A 19061-nucleotide genomic window follows, 5' to 3' on the forward strand; every position below is an offset into this window, starting at 1 on the left:
GGCTCGCTCCCACATTGGAATGCATTTCAACTGTGGGAGCGAGCCTGCTCGCGAAGAGGCCAGTCAGACGATAGATATCTCAGAGCTGCCCATCACGATCGCGGAAGCCCAGCAGATACAACACACCATCCAGCCCTAGGGTGGAAATCGCCTGCTTCGCCGACTGTTTCACCAACGGCTTGGCGCGGAACGCCACGCCCAAACCGGCAATCGCCAGCATTGGCAGGTCATTCGCGCCGTCGCCGACCGCGATGGTCTGCTCCAGACGCAAACCTTCTTTGTGCGCCAGCTCTTTCAACAGATCAGCCTTGCGCTGCGCATCGACAATCGGCTCGATCGCCACGCCGGTGCACTTGCCGTCGACCACTTCCAGTTCGTTGGCGAACACATAGTCGATGCCGAGTTTGGCCTGCAACTGCTTGGCAAAATAGGTGAAGCCGCCGGACAGGATCGCGGTTTTGTAGCCCAGACGCTTGAGTTCGGCGAACAGGGTTTCCGCGCCCTCGGTCAGACGCAGCGAGGCGCCAATCGAATCCAGCACGCTGACATCCAGACCTTTGAGCAAAGCCAGACGCTCTTTGAAGCTGGCGCGGAAATCCAGTTCGCCGGCCATCGCCCGCTCGGTAATTTCCGACACCTGCTCGCCCACGCCGGCAGCCTTGGCCAGTTCGTCGATGACTTCAGCTTCAATCAGTGTCGAGTCCATGTCGAACACCGCCAGGCGACGGTTGCGCCGGAACAGCGAATCTTCCTGGAAGGCGATGTCGACATTCAGTTCCTGGGCCACGCTGAGAAATTCGGCTCGCAGCGCCTGCGGATCGGCCGCTTCGCCACGCACGGAAAACTCGATGCAGCCTTTGCCCTTATCGGCCGGCGTGTCCAGCGGCATACGACCCGACAGACGGTCGATGTGATCGATATTCAAACCGTATTTAGCCGTGATCGAACTGACCGCCTGCAATTGACCGGCGGTTACTTTGCGGGTCAGCAGGGTAACGATGTGGCGTTTTTTACCCTGATTGCCCACCCATTGCTGGTAATCCTCTTCGGACACCGGGGTGAAGCGCACCTGCTGGTCGAGCTCGTAGCCCTTGAACAGAATGTCCTTGAGCACGGATTTACCCTGCTCCGAATCGGGAATTTCAACCAGGATGCCGAACGACAGGGTGTCGTGGATCACCGCCTGACCGATGTCGAGAATGTTCACACCACCTTGTGCCAGAACGCCGGTAATGGCCGCAGTCAGACCCGGACGGTCGACTCCCGTGATGTTAATCAGGACGATTTCGCGCAACGCGCACCCCCGCAACTGGAAAAAAACCGCATTCTACCCACTTTCAGTGACCATCGGGCACCGGGAGCGCTTTGCCGGTCTAGGGCCTGTCGCTATACTGCGCGTCAACTTCACGGACAAAAGAGCCGAGCTCAGTGAACCGGCCCACGCCAGTTAAAACCGATAACTTCTTCCTGCTGATCTTCCGTGCACTGCGTCATCGCCGTGTACCGATTGCATTGCGCATTGCCAGCCATAACGTGATCCTGGTCGCTCTGGCCCTGGTGATTTATGCCGGGGTAATGGGCTTGCAATTCAAGCAGGCCATGCACGAGCAAGCCGATGCGCTGGGTGAAAGCCTGACCACGCAGACCGCCACGTCCGCCACGGAGCTGTTGGTGTCCAACGACATCCTCAGCCTCAACGTGCTGCTCAACAACCTGACCAAAAACAAACTGGTGGCCCACGCGGCGATCTACAGCGTGGATAACCGTATCCTCGCCGAATCCGGTCAGCGCCCCAAGCACAGCCTGTTGGGCGAAGCCGAAGGCATGTACGAGAGCAAGATCACTTTCCAGGACGTGACCGCCGGGCAACTGCGCATCAGCCTGGACATGGATCAGTTCCAGCAGCCGATGACCATCAGCCTGCAAAGCATGGGCATTCTCAGTGCGATTCTGTTGGCGCTGTCGCTGGCCTTGAGCCTGCGCATGGGCCGCTATCTGTCGACGCCGTTGCTGCAATTGCGCGTGTGGCTGCGCCGGATTGACGAGCACACACCGGGCATAGAGCGTCAGGATGAGATTGGCGATCTGGCGCGTCAGCTGCACGCCAACTACGCGCCGGAGCCTGCACCGGAACCCGAGTTCGAGGATGAGGAGGACGAGACGGAATTCGAGGTGCGCAACTTGCGTGATCCAAGTTTCGACGAAACCCGTCCGATGGCCGCGCAGAAACCTGCACCGCGACATCTGGTCAGCACCGTTGAAGACGATGATGACGATGACGCGTTCGCCGACCTGCGCGACGAGTCGCTCAATGACGCGCCGCAACCCGTCGTCCGCCAACCGTCGCCAAGCGTGCCGCAGCACACCGCCGTACTGGCCGTGCAACTGGGTTCACAGGAGCAACTGCGCCGCTTGCCACGGGCACGCCTGGAAGAGTTGCAGGAGCGCTATCGCGATTGCCTCGATCAGGCCGCTTCGCTGTATCAGGGCGAAATCGAAACCCTGAACGACGGCAGCACGCTGATGCTGTTCCACACCGAAGACAGTGGCGACGATTACCTGACCAATGCGATCTGCTGCGGCGAACTGCTGCGGGCGCTGGGTCATCAGTTGCAGATTGAAGTCGCGGACAGCGGCATCACCCTGCAATTGCAATTGGGCCTGACCTTGGGTGATGAGTTGTTCGGTCTGAGCCAGATTGATCTGCTGCTGACCGATTCGGCCCAGGACGCGCTGGCCTTGTCGCAACACAGCCGCAACCTGCTGCTGGTTGAGCGCAAGATCAGTGATGACGCGCTGATCCGCCAGCGTGCGCGGATCCGCCCGATCGCCAGCCCTGAGGGTGCTTGCTGCGTAGAGCGGTTGATGGAGCCTTATCCGTCGATGCTCGAACGGCAACTGGCGCGGATGCATGAGCGTCGGGCGTAAGCCTTGGGCCTGAAACACAGAAGCCCGCAGACGAGTGATTGTCTGCGGGCTTTTTTGTGGGTGACTGAAAAGCCCCTCACCCTAGCCCTCTCCCCGAGGGAGAGGGGACTGATTTGGGGATATTGGAGAGTTACACCGACTTGAGCGCCCTGCTGTGAATCCAGAATCGCCAAACTCTTTCAGGTCGACACGTGACGCAGACACCTCGGTCCGCCCCTGCTCAACCGAATCCATAATCGCTAGGCTCTTTCAGGTCGACACGTGACGCAGACGCCTCGGTCGCTCCTGCTCTACCGAATCCATAATCGCCAGGCTCTTTCAGGTCGATGTATAGCGCCAGACACCTCGGTCAGTCCCCTCTCCCTCCGGGAGAGGGTTAGGGTGAGGGGCTTTTGATCTTCCCCACCAAACCCCAAACACAACAAAGCCCGCACAAGGCGGGCTCTGTTCTGACTCGATCCAGCTTAGAAGCGGAACACTTCCATGTCAGTCCGAATCGGCGAGGCCATCGGAATCTTCGGCTGCTTCTCGGCCTCCGCCGCCGGCGCGGCAGGTTTCGGTGCCGATTTACGCGGCGCTTCGGCCACCGGTGGCTGATTGGCCAACGGTTTCAGCGCCACCGACAATTGCTCGGCCAGACGCTGCAGCAAAATGCCCTGCGCCTGCACCTGCGAAGCCGTACTACCAGCATGCAGCTCTTGCAGATGCACGATGCGGTTATCGCGCACTTGACCACGACGGTCGATCAGACGCCATTGCGCATCGAGGATCGCCGGTTGTTTCTGACCGGAGTCCAGACGCGTGATGGTCAGCAACACCTGCACATCCGGAGTGAACCCCGTAGTGGCCGGTGCCAGCACCACTCGCTGGCTGTCCAGATGGCCAGCAACCTGACGCATCAGCAACTGATCGATATCCGACGAAAGGCTGCCAGCCCAACGACCGTCGGTCGCCGCTTGCAGACTGCCGTCCGGTTGACGTTGCAGCAAGGTCTCACGTTGCAGGTAATCGGCTACGACTACCGGGCCTAACAAAACCGCCATGCCTGCGCTTTGCGCAGGCTGAACCGGACTTCCGCTGTCCAGTTGATACAGCGACACCGGCTGGTGAACGCTGCAACCCGCCAGGCCCAAAACGCCGGCGAGCAGGAAAATAAGGGGGCGCAGAGCTGTCATCATCCCGTCCAGGTGGCCGCCACAAGGCTGACCACAGTGAAAATACTCAATAAATATGAAGAACGCTCGGCCACGCCGGCGCTTGGAAAGGCCATATCATCCGTGAATATGCGTTCCGACTCCAGCGCCAAAGCGTCGATCTACGCGTTAAATCGTGGATCGACGCCTCTAGGACGCCTAATTGAGGTTTTCGACGAGCAGCGCATCGACCCGCTGGAAGCCCCTCGGGAGCTTATTCCCGCGACGCCCACGTTCACCCTTGTAGTGTTCGAGGTCGTCGGCCTTCAGCGACAGGGTCCGTTTTCCGGCCTGCAGCACCAAAGTGGCACCTTCCGGAAGTACGGCGATGTCCGTGACATATTCTTCGCGACTGGCCACACGCTCACCGGAAATACCGATGATCTTGTTGCCTTTGCCCTTCCCTAATTGTGGCAGATCGCTGATTTTGAAGATCAGCAGGCGACCTTCGGTCGTGACCGAGGCCAGCCAGTTCTGCTCACGATCGGCAACCGGGCGCGGCGCGATCACTTTGGCGTTGTTCGGCAGGCTCAACAGGGCTTTACCGGCCTTGTTCTTGGCTTGCAGGTCTTCGCCTTTGACCACGAAGCCGTAACCGGCGTCGGAAGCGATCACGTACAACGCGTCGTCTTCCGGCATCAGCACGCATTCAAACGAAGCGCCCGGTGGCGGCGTCAGACGACCGGTCAACGGCTCGCCCTGGCCACGCGCCGACGGCAGCGTATGCGCAGCAACCGAATAGCTGCGGCCCGTGGAGTCGATCACCACGGCAGACTGGTTGGAGCGCCCCGCCGCCGAGGTTTTGAAGCCATCGCCGGCCTTGTACGACAGGCCGGTAGCGTCGATGTCATGCCCTTTGGCGGAACGGATCCAGCCTTTTTCTGACAGCACGACGGTGACTTTCTCGTTCGGCAGCAGATCGTGTTCGGTCAACGCTTTGGCTTCGGTACGCTCAACGATTGGCGAACGACGATCGTCGCCATAGGTTTCGGCGTCCTTGATCAGCTCGGTGCGCACCAGTTTTTTCAACTTGGCTTCGCTGCCCAGCAGCGCTTGCAGCTTGGCTTGTTCCTTGAGCAGTTCGTCCTGCTCGTCGCGCAGCTTCATCTCTTCCAGTCGCGCCAACTGACGCAGACGGGTGTCGAGGATGTAGTCGGCCTGAATCTCGCTGAGGGCGAAACGCTCGATCAGCTTGGCTTTCGGGTGTTCCTCGGTACGGATGATGTGGATCACTTCATCCAGATTGAGGTAAGCGATCAACAAACCGTCCAACAGGTGCAGGCGACGCTCGACCTTGTCGAGGCGGAATTGCAGGCGGCGACGCACGGTCAGTACGCGGAATTCCAGCCATTCGACCAGCAAGGCGCGGAGGTTTTTCAGCTGCGGCTTGCCGTCCAGACCGATGATGTTGACGTTGACCCGGTAGGTCGACTCCAGCTCGGTGCTGGCGAACAGGTGCTGCATCAGCGCTTCGTGATCGACGCGGCTGTTGACCGGAATGATCACGATGCGGCACGGGTTTTCGTGGTCGGATTCGTCGCGCAGGTCAGCGATCTGCGGGGCTTTTGACGGTTTCGCCTGCATCAGCGCGGCGATCTGTTCCAGCACCTTGGCACCAGAGACCTGGTGCGGCAGCGCGGTGACGATGATGTCGCCGTCTTCGACGTGGTACACGGCGCGCATGCGCACCGAGCCCTTGCCGGTTTCGTACATTTTCAGCAAATCAGCGCGCGGGGTGATGATTTCCGCTTCGGTCGGATAGTCCGGGCCCTGAATGTGTTCGCAGAGCTGTTCGACCGTGGCTTTCGGCTCATCGAGCAGACGCACACAAGCGGTGGCGACTTCGCGCAGGTTGTGCGGCGGCACATCGGTAGCCATGCCCACGGCGATACCGGTGGTGCCGTTGAGCAGAATGTTCGGCAGGCGCGCCGGCAACACCAGCGGCTCCTGCAGGGTGCCGTCGAAGTTCGGCCCCCAGTCGGCAGTGCCCTGGCCCAGCTCGCTGAGCAGCACTTCGGAATAACGCGACAAGCGTGCTTCGGTGTAACGCATGGCGGCGAAGGACTTCGGATCGTCCGGTGCACCCCAGTTACCCTGGCCATCGACCAGCGTGTAGCGATAGCTGAATGGCTGGGCCATCAGCACCATCGCTTCGTAGCACGCCGAGTCGCCGTGCGGGTGGAACTTGCCGAGCACGTCACCGACGGTACGCGCCGATTTCTTGTGCTTGGAATCGGCGTCCAGGCCCAACTCGCTCATGGCGTAGACGATACGCCGCTGCACTGGTTTCAGGCCGTCGCCGATATGCGGCAAGGCACGGTCCATGATCACGTACATGGAGTAGTTGAGGTAGGCACTTTCGGTGAAGTCAGCCAGCGATCGGCGTTCTACGCCGTCTAAGCTGTCTGCAAGGATGTCGCTCATGCGGGCCTCATCGGTTCGTTGTCTGGCGCAGCAGCATGGTGCCACCGCGCTGAGTAAATTCAAGTTTGTTCAGGGCGCTCATACCGAGCAGCACCTGATCGCCATGCAGCCCCGGCGCCACCAGTGCGCGAACATCCCGCAGCACAATGTCGCCCAGTTGCAGGCGGGCAATTTTGGTCCGATAGCCCTGGCTCAGGCCGTTAGCCGTGCTCAGGGTCACTCCGAAACCTTCTTCCAGTTTCAAACGCTTGGCCAGATCCGCCGGGATCGCCACATCGGTCGCGCCGGTGTCGAGCATGAACTCCACCGGCTCACCGTTGATCTGACCACTGGCGACAAAATGCCCTTGGGCATTGCCGGCCAGTTTCACCTCGATAAACCCTTCACCCTGCTCCGAACTGACTACCACGTTCGGATTCTGCTGGCGTTGCTCCCACTGGCCAAAGAACCGCGTCGCCAGAAACAGTGCCGCGCACCATGCCAGAATCATCAGCACCCGACCGGCGCGCTTGCCCGGCGGTTGCTGGCTCATGGCTTGGCGCTCCAGCCACCGTCAGGTGCGGCGAAGCGCCAGACGATCGGCCGAACCTCACCGTCGGCCCGCGGGCCGAAATTATTGTCGACGCCGACCCATGCACCATCAGCGTCAACGATCAGCGCCTCTTCCAACCCGAAGTTCTGCGAGTAACGGCGGTTGGCCTGCAACAGTTCAGCAGCGTACGACCAGCAACGCTCGACCTTGGCGGTCTGCGCATCGCGCCGACAGATCTGGAAGGCGTTGCGCTCAAGGGTAAACAATTTGCCGTTAAACAACGAAAGGTCGGAAAAATCCCGGTTGACCGCTCTGGCCTTGGGGAACTGCGACGGCTGCATTTCCTTGCCGCCCTCGCTGAGCAGCACGCAACGACCGTCGCAATCCCACACCGTCTGCTGGCGCTTGATCAGCAGCAAGCCACGGCTTTGCCGCTCGGCGGCCAGCCACATCTGATCACCCGCCGGGCTGATCGCCAGGCCTTCGAAGATCGCATTGAAATGCAGGAGCATGCCGCTGGCCCGCGCTTCGCGAACCATCATCGGCGAGATCTTCAGCCAGTTGACCGGGCCGCTGACGGGCACCTGCAAGACCGCCGCATGGCCCTCGCTGACAATGTAGCGATTGCCGGCGCTGTCGCAGCTGATGCCCTCGAAATCCAGATCGCCACCGCGCACGAACGACGCGGCCCAATTGCGCGAGCGCAACCCCCACGGCAAACCGGTCTCAGGCACCAGGGGGACGTCGATGTGCAAGGCTTCGGCCTGCCAGACCTGATCGGCAGTATTGAGCCGATAGATCTGATCGTCATCGCGGTCCGACACCGTCCACAACTCGCCGCCACACATGGCCAGCCCCGACAGGTTACCGCCGCGCATGCCGTCGACCGGGTGCCCGGAGAGCACGCGCAACTCCTGCAACGGCTCGGCCGACACATTCATTGCACTCAGCAGCAACGCACCCGCCAAGGCCCAGCCAAACCGCATCAGGCCAGCACCTCGGCGAGGTTGCCTTTGGATTCCAGCCAGGTCTTGCGGTCACCGGCGCGTTTCTTCGCCAGCAGCATGTCCATCATTTCCGAGGTTTGCGCGAAATCTTCGCCCAGCGTCAGTTGCACCAGACGCCGGGTGTTCGGATCCATGGTGGTTTCACGCAGCTGCGGCGGGTTCATCTCACCCAGACCTTTGAATCGCGTGACCTGCGGTTTGCCGCGCTTCTTCTCGGCGACCAGACGGTCGAGAATGCCGTCGCGCTCGGCTTCGTCGAGGGCATAGTAAATCTCTTTGCCCAAGTCGATGCGGTACAACGGCGGCATCGCCACGTAAACGTGACCGGCGTCCACCAGCGGGCGGAAATGCTGGACGAACAACGCGCAGAGCAGCGTCGCGATGTGCAGGCCGTCGGAGTCGGCGTCGGCGAGAATGCAGATCTTGCCGTAACGCAGCTGGCTCATGTCCGCCGCGCCCGGATCGACACCGATGGCCACGGCGATGTTGTGCACTTCCTGACTGGCGAGCACTTCGCTGCCGTCGACTTCCCAGGTGTTGAGGATCTTGCCGCGCAACGGCAGGATCGCCTGGAATTCCTTGTCCCGCGCTTGTTTGGCGGAACCGCCGGCGGAATCACCTTCGACCAGGAACAGCTCGGAACGCATCGGGTCCTGCCCGGCGCAGTCAGCCAGTTTGCCCGGCAACGCCGGCCCCTGAGTGACGCGTTTGCGCTCGACTTTCTTGCTCGCTTTCAGGCGACGACCGGCGTTGTTGATCGCCAGTTCAGCCAGCGCCAGACCGGTTTCCGGGTTGGCGTTGAGCCACAGGCTGAACGCGTCCTTGACCACACCAGAGACAAACGCCGCCGCTTCACGGGACGACAGTCGCTCTTTGGTCTGGCCGGAGAATTGCGGTTCCTGCATTTTCATCGACAGGACGAACGCGATGCGCTCCCAGACGTCTTCCGGCGCCAGCTTCACGCCGCGCGGCAGCAGGCTGCGGAATTCGCAGAACTCACGCATGGCATCGAGCAGGCCCTGACGCAAACCGTTGACGTGGGTACCGCCCTGCGCCGTCGGGATCAGGTTGACGTAGCTTTCCTGTACCGCGTCGCCACCTTCCGGCAGCCATAGCAGCGCCCAGTCGACCGCTTCTTTGTTACCGGCGAAAGCGCCGCAGAATGGCTCGTCTGGCAGGCGTTCGAATTCGCTGACGGCGTCGACCAGATACGAGCGCAGGCCGTCTTCGTAATGCCACTCGACTTTCTCGCCGGTGCCTTTGTCTTCGAAACTGACCAACAGCCCCGGGCACAGCACAGCCTTGGCCTTGAGTACGTGCTTGAGGCGGCTGATGGAGAATTTCGGTGAATCGAAATACTTCGGATCCGGCGCGAAATACACGCTGGTGCCGGTGTTGCGCTTGCCCACGGTGCCGACGATTTCCAGCTCCGAGGCTTTGAAGCCGTCGTTGAAAGTCATCTGGTATTCGTTGCCGTCACGCTTCACGCGTACGCGCACTTCGGTCGACAAGGCGTTGACCACGGAAATACCCACGCCGTGCAGACCGCCGGAGAACTGGTAGTTCTTGTTGGAGAACTTGCCGCCCGCATGGAGCTTGGTGAGGATCAGTTCGACGCCCGACACGCCCTCTTCCGGGTGGATGTCGACCGGCATGCCACGACCGTCGTCGCTGACTTCCAGCGAGTGATCGGCGTGCAGGATGACCTGCACCGATTTGGCGTGGCCGGCCAGGGCTTCGTCGACGCTGTTGTCGATGACTTCCTGGGCGAGGTGGTTCGGCCGACTGGTGTCGGTGTACATGCCGGGGCGTTTGCGCACCGGGTCGAGGCCCGAGAGGACTTCGATGGCGTCGGCGTTATAAGAGCTAGCGCTGGGAGTGGCCATAGGGTCTCGTCGTCAGTCATTCATGAAATAGGGGCAAGACTTCACAGTGCGGTGAAATCGATTGCCTGATACACATCGGCGCCAATGCCGGCAAAACTCAGCAACGCCGGCAATTGCCCGGCAAAACCCTGAAAACCGTGGTCGCCGCCGGCCTGAATACGCAAGGCACAGGCCCGGTAATACTGCTGGGCGAGGCGATAATCCAGTGTTTCATCGCCGGTCTGCAACCAGACCTGATAGCGCTGCGCATCCTGAGGCGCCGGCACTTCCAGTTCGGCCAGAGCGGTGACGTGGTCGTGGGTCAATTCCCAGGTTTCATCGGTATACAGGTTTTTCTGCGTGCCCAGATAGCCGTCGAACATCCGGTGCGGGCTGACCGCCGGGTTCACCAGCAGGGCTTTCAGGCCATGGCGCTCGGCCAAGTGAGTCGCATAGTAGCCGCCGAGTGAGCTTCCCACCAGCAGCGGCCGGTCCAGTTCGGCAATCGCTTGCTCCAACTGACCGATGGCTTCGCGCGGATGGTGATGCAGGGCCGGAACACGCAGTTTGTCGCTCAAACCCAGCTGCTCCATCACGGAGACCAGCTGACAGGCCTTTTTCGAGGCCGGGGCGCTGTTGAAACCGTGGATATAGAGGATCGAACCGGACATTTGAGCTCCCTGGGTGTCGGTTTGGGTTTGCGGAGTTTACAGGGAGAGAAGATTGGATTGGGGGTGGTTTCGATAATTTGGTGTGACATCACGAGCTGCCCTCACCCTAGCCCTCTCCCGGAGGGAGAGGGAACCGAATGGGGGATATTTGCGAACTACATCGACCTGAACGCTGTGCTGTGAATCCATAATCGACAACGCTGCTTCAGGTCGATGGATAGCGAAAGACACCTCGGTCGGCCCCCTCTCCCTCTGGGAGAGGGCTGGGGTGAGGGGCTTGTGATCTGATCAGTAACCGTCAGACCCGTAATCGACCGTAAAGTCGAACCCAGTCACACGCTCAACCCCGGTTTCAAGTCGCCCATCCGGCAACAACCGCAACCAGCGATACCCCGGCGCCTGCTCCCCCACCTTGAAGTCCTCACTCCCCGGCTCGAACTGAATGCACGTCGACGGCGAAGCCATCAAGCGCACGCCATTGCGCTGGCGATCAATCTCTTGATGCACATGCCCCCACAACACCGCGCGCGCTTGTGGAAAGCGATCCAACACCTCGAAAAACGCCTCGGGATTGCGCAAACCGATCGGCTCCATCCACGCGCAACCGATCGACACCGGATGATGATGGAAGCACACCAGATGATGGCGCTCCGGCGCTTCGCTCAGCGAGCGGGCCAGCAGTTGCAGTTGATCGTCCTGTAAATAACCCGGCACCGAACCCGGCACCGCCGAATCCAGCAGCGTCACCCGCCAGTTACCGATATCGACTACCGATTCCAGCAACGCGCTCTGCACCGCCGCCTCTGCCATGATCATCGGTTCGTCGTGATTGCCGGGAATCCACCGCGCCGGTGCGTCGATCTGCGCGCTCATCTGGCGAAACTGCTGATACGACTCCAGCGTGCCGTCCTGCGAGATATCGCCGGTGGCCAGAATCAGATCGATCTGCGGCTGCTGCCCCAGCACCAGTTCGATGACCTTTTGCAGGCTCTCGCGGGTGTTCATGCCCAACAGCGTGCCGTTCGCTTCAGCAAACAAATGGCTGTCGGACAACTGCACCAACAACGCCGGATCGGCGGTGGTCAACGTGGATACGCTCGGCAAGGCGTTCTCCCAAGGCAAAAGCACGGAATCGATCAAGTGCCGCAATTATGCTGGGGGATCAGTGAAAGAGGAAACCGCCGAACCGGACGCAGTTCACAACTAGCGTACGACTTCGTACTCGTGCCCCAACGCCAGACAATGACTCAGCCATTCCCCCAGGAACAGATTGAGCTGGGCCTTTTCATCCGGCTGATGCATCGCCGCGTTCGGATAAGGATAGATGCCGCGAAAGCGTCGTGCATGTTCGGCACTGACCACTTCGGCCATGCGCGCGTCGTGATAGACCTGCACTTCCAGTTGCGGCACCGGCAGCCACGGCAGGCTGTGTTCCTGGCGCACCTGCAGCGTGGTGGTGTAGGGGCAGGTCTGCAGCACTTCGAGGGCCAGCACGCCGAGCATCTGCTCGCCCTGGGTCACGGCGATGCGCCGCGCCTCGGGTTCGTTGCGCATGTCCGGGACCAGTCGCATCAGACGCGCGTAGTTGGCCTCGCAGGCGGCTTGCAGCCCCACGAGGTCAACCCGATAGCGATCGCGCAACTTGTTTACGACCATAACCCCCTCACTTCGGCGCGATTCAGCGCCAGCCATTGCAAGGCGATGATGCTCGCCGCGTTGGCAATGCGTCCGTCACGGACGGCCTGCAAGGCATCTTCAAAGGCCCAGACCGTGACGCGGATATCTTCTGCCTCTTCTTCCAGGCCATGCAGGCCGCCAACGCCGTCGGTGCTGCAACGCCCCAAGTACAAATGCACGAACTCGTTGCTGCCGCCCGGCGACGGGAAATACTTGGTCATCGGCCACAGGGCCTTGATGTCCAGCCCAGCTTCCTCCTGCGCTTCGCGGTGAGCAACTTCTTCCGGTTGTTCATCCTTGTCGATCAGACCAGCGACCAGTTCGACCAGCCACGGATTGTCGATTTTGCCCATGGCGCCGATACGGAACTGCTCGATCAGCACCACTTCATCGCGCTGCGGATCGTACGGCAGCATGCACACGGCATCGTGACGGACAAAGATTTCACGGTTGATTTCGCGGCTCATGCCACCGGCGAACAATTCATGGCGCAGGTGGACACGGTCGAGCTTGTAAAAGCCCTCGTAGCATTTTTCGCGCCGCACGATATCGACGGCGGTCGGAATGGCGTTGGCAAAATCAGTCATGAGCATCCTCTTTACTGCAGATCCATTACCAGGTTGCTTTGTGTTACTGGCAACCTCGACTTCGCGCCATCCTAACGCGCCCGAACGGTTTGATGCAGCCCCTTTACCGTCAGCAGGATGGACGGTGGAGGCGAAACCCACTCTAATTAGCTTAGTGGCGAACTGACTGCTTCTGCGAGAGTCGAAGCGGATATCTTTTTGCCTTCCCCTGCTTTCGAAAGGACGCCCATGTCGCTTTTCAAAATTGCCTCCGTGGCCGCCATTGCCCTGACTCTGGGCGCGTGCGCCAGCCTGTTCCAGCCCAACTACCGCACACCGCTGGAAACCACCCGCGATGCATCGGAACAACTGAAACCGGGCTGTTCCAACCCGGATTGCCCGCTGGTAAACATCGACACCCTGCGCTTCCCGGCCGAACCTGCGCTGGACGGCATCATCGAAAAACGTCTGCTGCAAATGACCCGCACCGAGAAAAACGCGCCGGTAGCGCCAACCCTGGCGGCCTATCGCGATCAGTTCCTGGCCAGTGCCGGGCCGCGCAACAGCAGCTACCTGCAAGCGAAAGTACGTGAACAGCATGACGGCTTGGTGATCATTGAGGTGTCGAGCTACCTGGATACCGGCGGCGCGCATGGCACCCCGGGTCGCGGCTTCATCAACTATTCGCGCCAGCAGCACAAAGTGCTGAACCTGTCCGACATGCTGATGCCGGGTCAGGAAGAGGCGTTCTGGAAGGCCGCGCAGGTGGCGCACAATAGCTGGTTGATCAGCACCAAGCTCGATCAGGAGCCGGAGTTCGTGGCGAACTGGCCGTTCGTGAAAACCCCGAACGTGGCGCTGACCTATGGTGGCGTGATCCTCAAGTACGACGTGACCACCATCGCGCCTTACGCGCTGGGCCACGTCGAACTGAAGATTCCTTACCCGCGTCTGAACGGCATTCTCAAGCCCGAGCTGTTTCCCGGCCGTAACTGAAGGCCCGGCCCAGCACTAGCTGCAACAGCCCTGCCAGCACCAGCGCCGGCAGGGTTGCGCCGACATCCGGATACAGATTTGCCAGCAAGTGGTAGGTGCTCACGCCACCCAGCCACGCCAACAACGCCGGCCAGCGCAATGCAGCCGATGCGACCTGAGCACTGCGCTTGCGCAGAATGAAGTGATCCACCAGCACCACGCCGAACAGCGGCGCAAACACCGAACCGATCAGCAGCAGGAAATTCTGGTACTGCGCCAACGGCGCCAGCAATGCGATCAGCGTGCAGATCACGCCGATGGCCAAGGCCAGATGCTCGACTTTCAGGCGCAACAGAATCCCGCTGGACACCGCTGCCGAGTGAATATCGGCGAAGGCGTTTTCCGACTCATCGAGCAGAATCAGCAGCAGCGGAATGCCCAGCCCGGCACCGGCCAATGCCAGCAGCAGCGCGTTGACTTCACCGCTTGGCGCGAAGGCCAAAGTGTAGGCAACGCCAAGGCTCATCAGCCAGAAGTTGCCGATGAAGAAACCGACCGCAGTACCGCCGAAAACATTCTTCGCCCGCTTGCCGAATCGCGAGTAGTCGGCGATCAGCGGCAGCCACGACAGCGGCATCGCAATCGCAATGTCGAAGCCCACGGCGAACGGCATCGAACCGTCACCGGCGCGCGACCACAGATCGGCCAGATCGGCTTTGGCGAACAGGTTCCAGGTCAGCCACAGGCACGCCGCCAACAGCAGCCAGATGCCCCACTTGCGCAGGATCTGCCGGACGAAGGTCAACGGCCCGCTGACCGCGAGCAGCGTCGCCAGAGCGCCAAAAAACAGCGTCCACAACAGCGGGTTCGACCACAGCGAACCTTCGCTGAATGCGCGGGTGCCGAGCAGGCTGGCGGCGTCGCGCATGACAATGATTTCGAACGAGCCCCAACCGATCAGTTGCAGCAAATTGAGCAGCGCCGGCAGGCTCGCGCCTTTGCTGCCGAGGCTCAGTTTCAGCGCGGCCATCGATGACAGGCCGGTGTCGCTGCCGATCACGCCGACAGCGGCCAGCAGCAGCACGCCCACCAGCGTGCCAAGGAAAATCGCCAGCAGCGAACCGGACAGGCCGAGGCCAGGTGCGAGCAATGCGCCGGTCTGCAAAACCATCAGACCGATGCCAAGGGAGAACCACAGGGAAAACAGATCGCGACCGCCGAACACACGCTTGTCGGCGGGTACGGCGAGGTCGGGAGAATAGGTGCTGGGTTGAATGCTCAAGGGTGTTATCTCAAAAAAGAGCAGAGAAAAAGCTGCATGCTGCGAGCTGCAAGTTAGAAGCAGTGCGCGGACTGCTTCTAATCTTGCAGCTTGCAGCTTGCCGCTCGGGGCTAGACTTTCTTGTACAGCTGACTGCCTTCCTTCTTGAACCGCTCGGCCTGTTCCGCCAGGCCCTGGGCGACGTCCACGTCGACCGCGTCGATCCGCTGGTTGGCCGCGTACTCGCGGACTTCCTGAGTGATCTTCATCGAGCAGAATTTCGGCCCGCACATCGAACAGAAATGCGCGACTTTGGCCGAGTCCTTCGGCAGGGTTTCATCGTGATACGAACGCGCGGTGTCCGGATCCAGACCGAGGTTGAACTGGTCTTCCCAGCGGAATTCGAAACGCGCCTTGCTCAAGGCGTTGTCGCGAATCTGTGCGCCCGGATGCCCTTTGGCCAAGTCCGCCGCATGCGCCGCGATCTTGTAAGTGATGATCCCGGTCTTCACGTCATCCTTGTTCGGCAGGCCCAAGTGTTCCTTCGGCGTCACGTAGCAAAGCATCGCGCAACCGAACCAGCCGATCATCGCCGCACCGATGCCGGAGGTGATGTGGTCGTAGCCCGGCGCGATGTCGGTGGTCAGTGGGCCGAGGGTGTAGAACGGCGCCTCGTCGCAGCACTCCAGCTGCTTGTCCATGTTCTCTTTGATCAACTGCATCGGCACGTGACCCGGGCCTTCGATCATGGTTTGCACGTCGTGCTTCCAGGCAATCTTGGTCAGTTCGCCGAGGGTTTCCAGTTCGCCGAACTGGGCGGCATCGTTGGCGTCGGCAATCGACCCCGGACGCAAGCCATCGCCCAGCGAGAAGCTGACGTCATAGGCTTTCATGATTTCGCAGATTTCTTCGAAATGCGTGTAGGCGAAGTTTTCCTTGTGATGCGCCAGGCACCACTTGGCCATGATCGAGCCGCCACGGGAAACAATACCGGTCACGCGCTTGGCGGTCAGCGGCACGTAACGCAGCAGCACGCCGGCGTGAATGGTGAAATAGTCGACGCCCTGCTCGGCCTGCTCGATCAGCGTGTCGCGGAACAGCTCCCAGGTCAGGTCTTCGGCCGCGCCGCCGACTTTTTCCAGCGCCTGATAGATCGGCACCGTGCCGATCGGCACTGGCGAGTTACGGATGATCCACTCGCGGGTTTCGTGAATGTGCTTGCCGGTGGACAAGTCCATGATGTTGTCCGCGCCCCAGCGAATACCCCAGGTCAGTTTCGCCACTTCTTCTTCGATGGACGAACCCAGAGCACTGTTGCCGATGTTGCCGTTGATCTTCACCAGGAAGTTACGGCCGATGATCATCGGTTCCAGTTCGGTGTGGTTGATGTTGGCCGGAATGATTGCGCGGCCACGGGCGATCTCTTCACGGACAAATTCCGGGGTGATGATTTTCGGCACGCTGGCGCCGAAGCTGTGACCCGGGTGCTGCTGATCGAGCAGGCCGGCGGCGCGGGCCACTTCAAGCTTCATGTTTTCGCGGATGGCGACGAATTCCATCTCGGGCGTGATGATGCCCTGACGCGCATAGTGCATTTGCGTGACGTTGGCGCCAGCCTTGGCACGGCGCGGGTTGTTCACGTGCGCAAAGCGCAGTTTGGTCAATTCCGGATCGGCGAGGCGTTCGCGACCGAAGTTGGAACTCAGGCCCGCCAGGCGCTCGGTGTCGCCACGGTCGTCGATCCACGCCGAACGCACATCGGCCAGGCCTTTGCGCACGTCGATCACTACGTTCGGATCGGTGTACGGGCCAGAGGTGTCGTAGACGGTCACCGGCGCGTTGATTTCGCCGCCGAAGTCGGTCGGGGTCACATCGAGGGTGATTTCGCGCATCGGCACGAGGATGTCCGGGCGCGAGCCCTGAACGTAGACTTTTTGCGAACGGGTGAACGGCTTGACCGATTGCTCGTCGACCTTGGCCGAGTCACTCAGGTTGATCGCGTTTTTTGATTTTGTAGTCATCACGGGCTCTCCAGACAGCATCCAGGCAGTGGATTGTCGGAGCAGAACCTGAAAGGCACGGACGCACCAGGACCGGTGCTGTGCATCGTCGTCGAGCGTTCGATTGTCGAACAATTTCCCGGACGAAGCACAAGAGGACTCGCCGGGTGACGAGAAATCTTGTTCCCTACGCAGGCGCTAACCTGATCAGGTTCAACGGGATCCGAAATTATTCGATCTCAGCCTCATAGCAAGGCACCCCGACAAGAACCCGGCCAGTCTAGACACAACTGGCAAAGAACGCCAACACCGTGGCAATCACCATGATGAATGGCGCAAATACAGGGGCTTGGCCGATTGTTGTGATGCGCTTGCGCAACTACACTCGCTGTGCCCTGCCAAGTCTTGACGCTGCGGGGCCTGCGCCTTACCTTTGGCGCCCGGATTACTTCCATAATATTAATGCTAGGGATCGCCTCATGCTGCGCAAACTCTCACTGGCTCTGGCCGTGTCTTGTGCGTCCAACGCAATGGCCTGGGCAGCAGAAGCGCCCTTGTCGACCAAAACCGATCTGGTCAGCGTCTATCAGGAAGCGGTCGACAACAACGCCGATCTCGCCGCCGCCCGTGCCCAGTACGGTGCGCAGAAAGAAGTAGTGCCACAGGCTCGCGCCGGGCTGCTGCCGAACCTGTCCGGCGGCGCCGAAACCGCCAACGTGCGCACCTCGATCGATCAGCCTTCGGCCATTGCCAATCGCAGCGCTCACTCGTATCAGGCGACACTCGCGCAACCGTTGTTCCGCGCGGATCGCTGGTTCCAGTACCAGGCCGCCAAGGACGTCAACGAACAGGCTGCGCTGCAACTGTCAGCGACCGAGCAAAACCTGATCCTGCAATCGGCCGAAAGCTATTTCAACGTCCTGCGCAGTCAGGACAACCTGGCCTCGACCAAGGCCGAAGAAGCCGCGTTCAAGCGCCAGCTCGACCAGTCCAACGAGCGTTTCGACGTGGGCCTCTCGGACAAGACCGACGTGCTGCAATCGCAAGCCAGTTACGACACTGCGCGGGCCAACCGCATCGTCGCCCAGCGTCAGGTCGATGATGCCTTTGAAGCACTGATCACCCTGACCAACCGCCAGTACAACTCGATTCAGGGCATCGTCCATACGCTGCCGATCCTGCCGCCAGCGCCGAACGATGCGAAATCCTGGGTCGACACGGCGGCGCGGCAGAACCTCAATCTGCTCGCCAGCAACTACGCGGTCAGCTCTGCCGAGCAAACGCTCAAGCAACGCAAGGCCGGCCACTTGCCGACCCTCGACGCGGTAGCGAAATACGAGAAAGGCGACAACGACGCCCTCGGTTTCGCCAACCCGAACTCGTTCGGTGCGCCCTACGGTGGCAACGTCGAACAAAGCACGGTCGGCCTGCAACTGAACATTCCGATCTACAGCGGCGGGCTGACCAGTTCGCAAGTGCGTCAGTCGTATGCGCAACTGGATCAAAGCGAACAACAGCGCGAATCCCTGCGCCGACAGATCGTCGAAAACACTCGTAACCTGCACCGTGCGGTGAACACCGACGTCGAGCAGGTGCAGGCACGTCGGCAGTCGATCATCTCCAACCAGAGTGCGGTGGAAGCCACGGAAATCGGTTACCAGGTGGGTACGCGCAACATCGTTGACGTGCTCGATGCACAGCGTCAGCTGTACACCTCGGTGCGCAACTACAACAACACGCGCTACGACTACATCCTCGACAACCTGCGCTTGAAGCAGGCGGCGGGGACGTTGAATCCGGGGGATCTGGAAGATCTGCGGCGTTATCTGAAAGCCGACTACAACCCGGACAAGGATTTCCTCCCGCCGGATCTGGCCAAGGCTGCCGAGGCGCAGCTCAAGGCCCGGCCTTAAGCCTTAAAAACAAAAGATCGCAGCCTTCGGCAGCTCCTACATTGGAATA

The 19061-nt window shown here is 60.6% G+C and carries 15 protein-coding genes and 1 riboswitch; of the genes, 3 read left to right on the forward strand and 12 right to left on the reverse strand.

Annotated features, from left to right (window positions below):
* Positions 1-79 precede the first annotated feature (79 nt).
* Positions 80-1294 carry a phosphoserine phosphatase SerB gene (serB, locus tag ACW9IR_RS23275; protein WP_008079219.1) on the reverse strand — a complete coding sequence of 405 codons (1215 nt, stop codon included), beginning with the start codon at positions 1292-1294 and terminating at the stop codon, positions 80-82.
* Between the two features lie 134 nt (positions 1295-1428).
* Between serB and ACW9IR_RS23280 the strand changes: the two genes are divergently transcribed.
* A complete protein-coding gene (locus ACW9IR_RS23280; protein WP_457465216.1) occupies positions 1429-2928 on the forward strand; it encodes an AhpA/YtjB family protein in 1500 nt (499 codons plus the stop codon).
* 464 nt (positions 2929-3392) lie between these two features.
* On the opposite strand, the gene ACW9IR_RS23285 is transcribed toward ACW9IR_RS23280, so the two are convergent.
* From ACW9IR_RS23285 to ACW9IR_RS23325, 9 genes are all read right to left on the reverse strand, one after another.
* Positions 3393-4103, reverse strand: coding sequence for a PqiC family protein (locus tag ACW9IR_RS23285; RefSeq protein ID WP_007915780.1), 711 nt, complete (start codon positions 4101-4103; stop codon positions 3393-3395).
* A gap of 177 nt (positions 4104-4280) precedes the next feature.
* Positions 4281-6545 (reverse strand): DNA topoisomerase IV subunit A, encoded by a 2265-nt coding sequence (parC, locus tag ACW9IR_RS23290; protein WP_457465217.1) that lies wholly within the window; start codon positions 6543-6545, stop codon positions 4281-4283.
* Positions 6546-6552: 7 nt separating this feature from the next.
* Positions 6553-7077, reverse strand: a complete 525-nt coding sequence (locus ACW9IR_RS23295) for a retropepsin-like aspartic protease family protein (RefSeq protein ID WP_053116749.1) — start codon at positions 7075-7077, stop codon at positions 6553-6555.
* Entirely contained in the window at positions 7074-8063 is a 990-nt protein-coding gene (locus ACW9IR_RS23300; RefSeq protein WP_457465218.1) for an esterase-like activity of phytase family protein, read from the reverse strand. The genes ACW9IR_RS23295 and ACW9IR_RS23300 overlap by 4 nt, the downstream gene beginning before the upstream one ends.
* Positions 8063-9970: a DNA topoisomerase IV subunit B gene (gene parE / locus ACW9IR_RS23305; RefSeq protein WP_160055303.1), complete on the reverse strand. Its 1908-nt coding sequence runs from the start codon at positions 9968-9970 to the stop codon at positions 8063-8065. Before parE ends, ACW9IR_RS23300 begins: the two co-directional genes overlap by 1 nt.
* Before the next feature lie 41 nt (positions 9971-10011).
* The gene (locus tag ACW9IR_RS23310; RefSeq protein WP_102899459.1) at positions 10012-10620 is read right to left on the reverse strand and encodes a YqiA/YcfP family alpha/beta fold hydrolase; all 609 of its coding nucleotides are present in this window, start codon (positions 10618-10620) and stop codon (positions 10012-10014) included.
* A 288-nt stretch (positions 10621-10908) separates the two neighbouring features.
* A complete protein-coding gene (gene cpdA, locus ACW9IR_RS23315) occupies positions 10909-11724 on the reverse strand; it encodes a 3',5'-cyclic-AMP phosphodiesterase (RefSeq protein WP_457465219.1) in 816 nt (271 codons plus the stop codon).
* A gap of 99 nt (positions 11725-11823) precedes the next feature.
* Entirely contained in the window at positions 11824-12276 is a 453-nt protein-coding gene (locus ACW9IR_RS23320) for a DUF1249 domain-containing protein (protein ID WP_034151669.1), read from the reverse strand.
* On the reverse strand, positions 12267-12884 hold the full coding sequence (locus ACW9IR_RS23325) for an NUDIX domain-containing protein (protein WP_457465220.1): 618 nt from the start codon (positions 12882-12884) through the stop codon (positions 12267-12269). The genes ACW9IR_RS23320 and ACW9IR_RS23325 overlap by 10 nt, the downstream gene beginning before the upstream one ends.
* 228 nt (positions 12885-13112) lie before the next feature.
* Here ACW9IR_RS23325 and ACW9IR_RS23330 point away from each other — a divergent pair, with 228 nt between their 5' ends.
* Positions 13113-13859 carry an RsiV family protein gene (locus tag ACW9IR_RS23330; protein WP_038360290.1) on the forward strand — a complete coding sequence of 249 codons (747 nt, stop codon included), beginning with the start codon at positions 13113-13115 and terminating at the stop codon, positions 13857-13859.
* Here the strand turns inward: ACW9IR_RS23330 and cytX are convergent.
* Both cytX and thiC read right to left on the reverse strand, forming a co-directional pair.
* Positions 13828-15120, reverse strand: a complete 1293-nt coding sequence (gene cytX / locus ACW9IR_RS23335; protein ID WP_016985682.1) for a putative hydroxymethylpyrimidine transporter CytX — start codon at positions 15118-15120, stop codon at positions 13828-13830. The genes ACW9IR_RS23330 and cytX overlap by 32 nt on opposite strands.
* Positions 15121-15230: 110 nt before the next feature.
* Positions 15231-17120, reverse strand: coding sequence for a phosphomethylpyrimidine synthase ThiC (thiC, locus tag ACW9IR_RS23340; RefSeq protein WP_007915736.1), 1890 nt, complete (start codon positions 17118-17120; stop codon positions 15231-15233).
* A 146-nt stretch (positions 17121-17266) separates the two neighbouring features.
* A riboswitch (TPP riboswitch) is annotated at positions 17267-17372 on the reverse strand.
* Between the two features lie 206 nt (positions 17373-17578).
* On the opposite strand from thiC, the gene ACW9IR_RS23345 reads away from it, so the two are divergent.
* Positions 17579-19012 carry a TolC family outer membrane protein gene (locus ACW9IR_RS23345; protein WP_016985680.1) on the forward strand — a complete coding sequence of 478 codons (1434 nt, stop codon included), beginning with the start codon at positions 17579-17581 and terminating at the stop codon, positions 19010-19012.
* The last annotated feature ends 49 nt before the right edge of the window (positions 19013-19061 follow it).

It is taken from the genome of Pseudomonas sp. SDT291_1_S447, from assembly GCF_054070155.1.

Coding starts and splice junctions, on each gene's coding strand:
- ACW9IR_RS23285 (WP_007915780.1), bottom strand. CDS start 4,103: ATGACAGCTCTGCGCCCCCTTATTTTCCTGCTCGCCGGCGTTTTGGGC.
- ACW9IR_RS23345 (WP_016985680.1), top strand. CDS start 17,579: ATGCTGCGCAAACTCTCACTGGCTCTGGCCGTGTCTTGTGCGTCCAAC.
- thiC (WP_007915736.1), bottom strand. CDS start 17,120: ATGACTACAAAATCAAAAAACGCGATCAACCTGAGTGACTCGGCCAAG.
- ACW9IR_RS23330 (WP_038360290.1), top strand. CDS start 13,113: ATGTCGCTTTTCAAAATTGCCTCCGTGGCCGCCATTGCCCTGACTCTG.
- ACW9IR_RS23325 (WP_457465220.1), bottom strand. CDS start 12,884: ATGACTGATTTTGCCAACGCCATTCCGACCGCCGTCGATATCGTGCGG.
- ACW9IR_RS23320 (WP_034151669.1), bottom strand. CDS start 12,276: ATGGTCGTAAACAAGTTGCGCGATCGCTATCGGGTTGACCTCGTGGGG.
- ACW9IR_RS23300 (WP_457465218.1), bottom strand. CDS start 8,063: ATGCGGTTTGGCTGGGCCTTGGCGGGTGCGTTGCTGCTGAGTGCAATG.
- parE (WP_160055303.1), bottom strand. CDS start 9,970: ATGGCCACTCCCAGCGCTAGCTCTTATAACGCCGACGCCATCGAAGTC.
- ACW9IR_RS23295 (WP_053116749.1), bottom strand. CDS start 7,077: ATGAGCCAGCAACCGCCGGGCAAGCGCGCCGGTCGGGTGCTGATGATT.
- ACW9IR_RS23310 (WP_102899459.1), bottom strand. CDS start 10,620: ATGTCCGGTTCGATCCTCTATATCCACGGTTTCAACAGCGCCCCGGCC.
- parC (WP_457465217.1), bottom strand. CDS start 6,545: ATGAGCGACATCCTTGCAGACAGCTTAGACGGCGTAGAACGCCGATCG.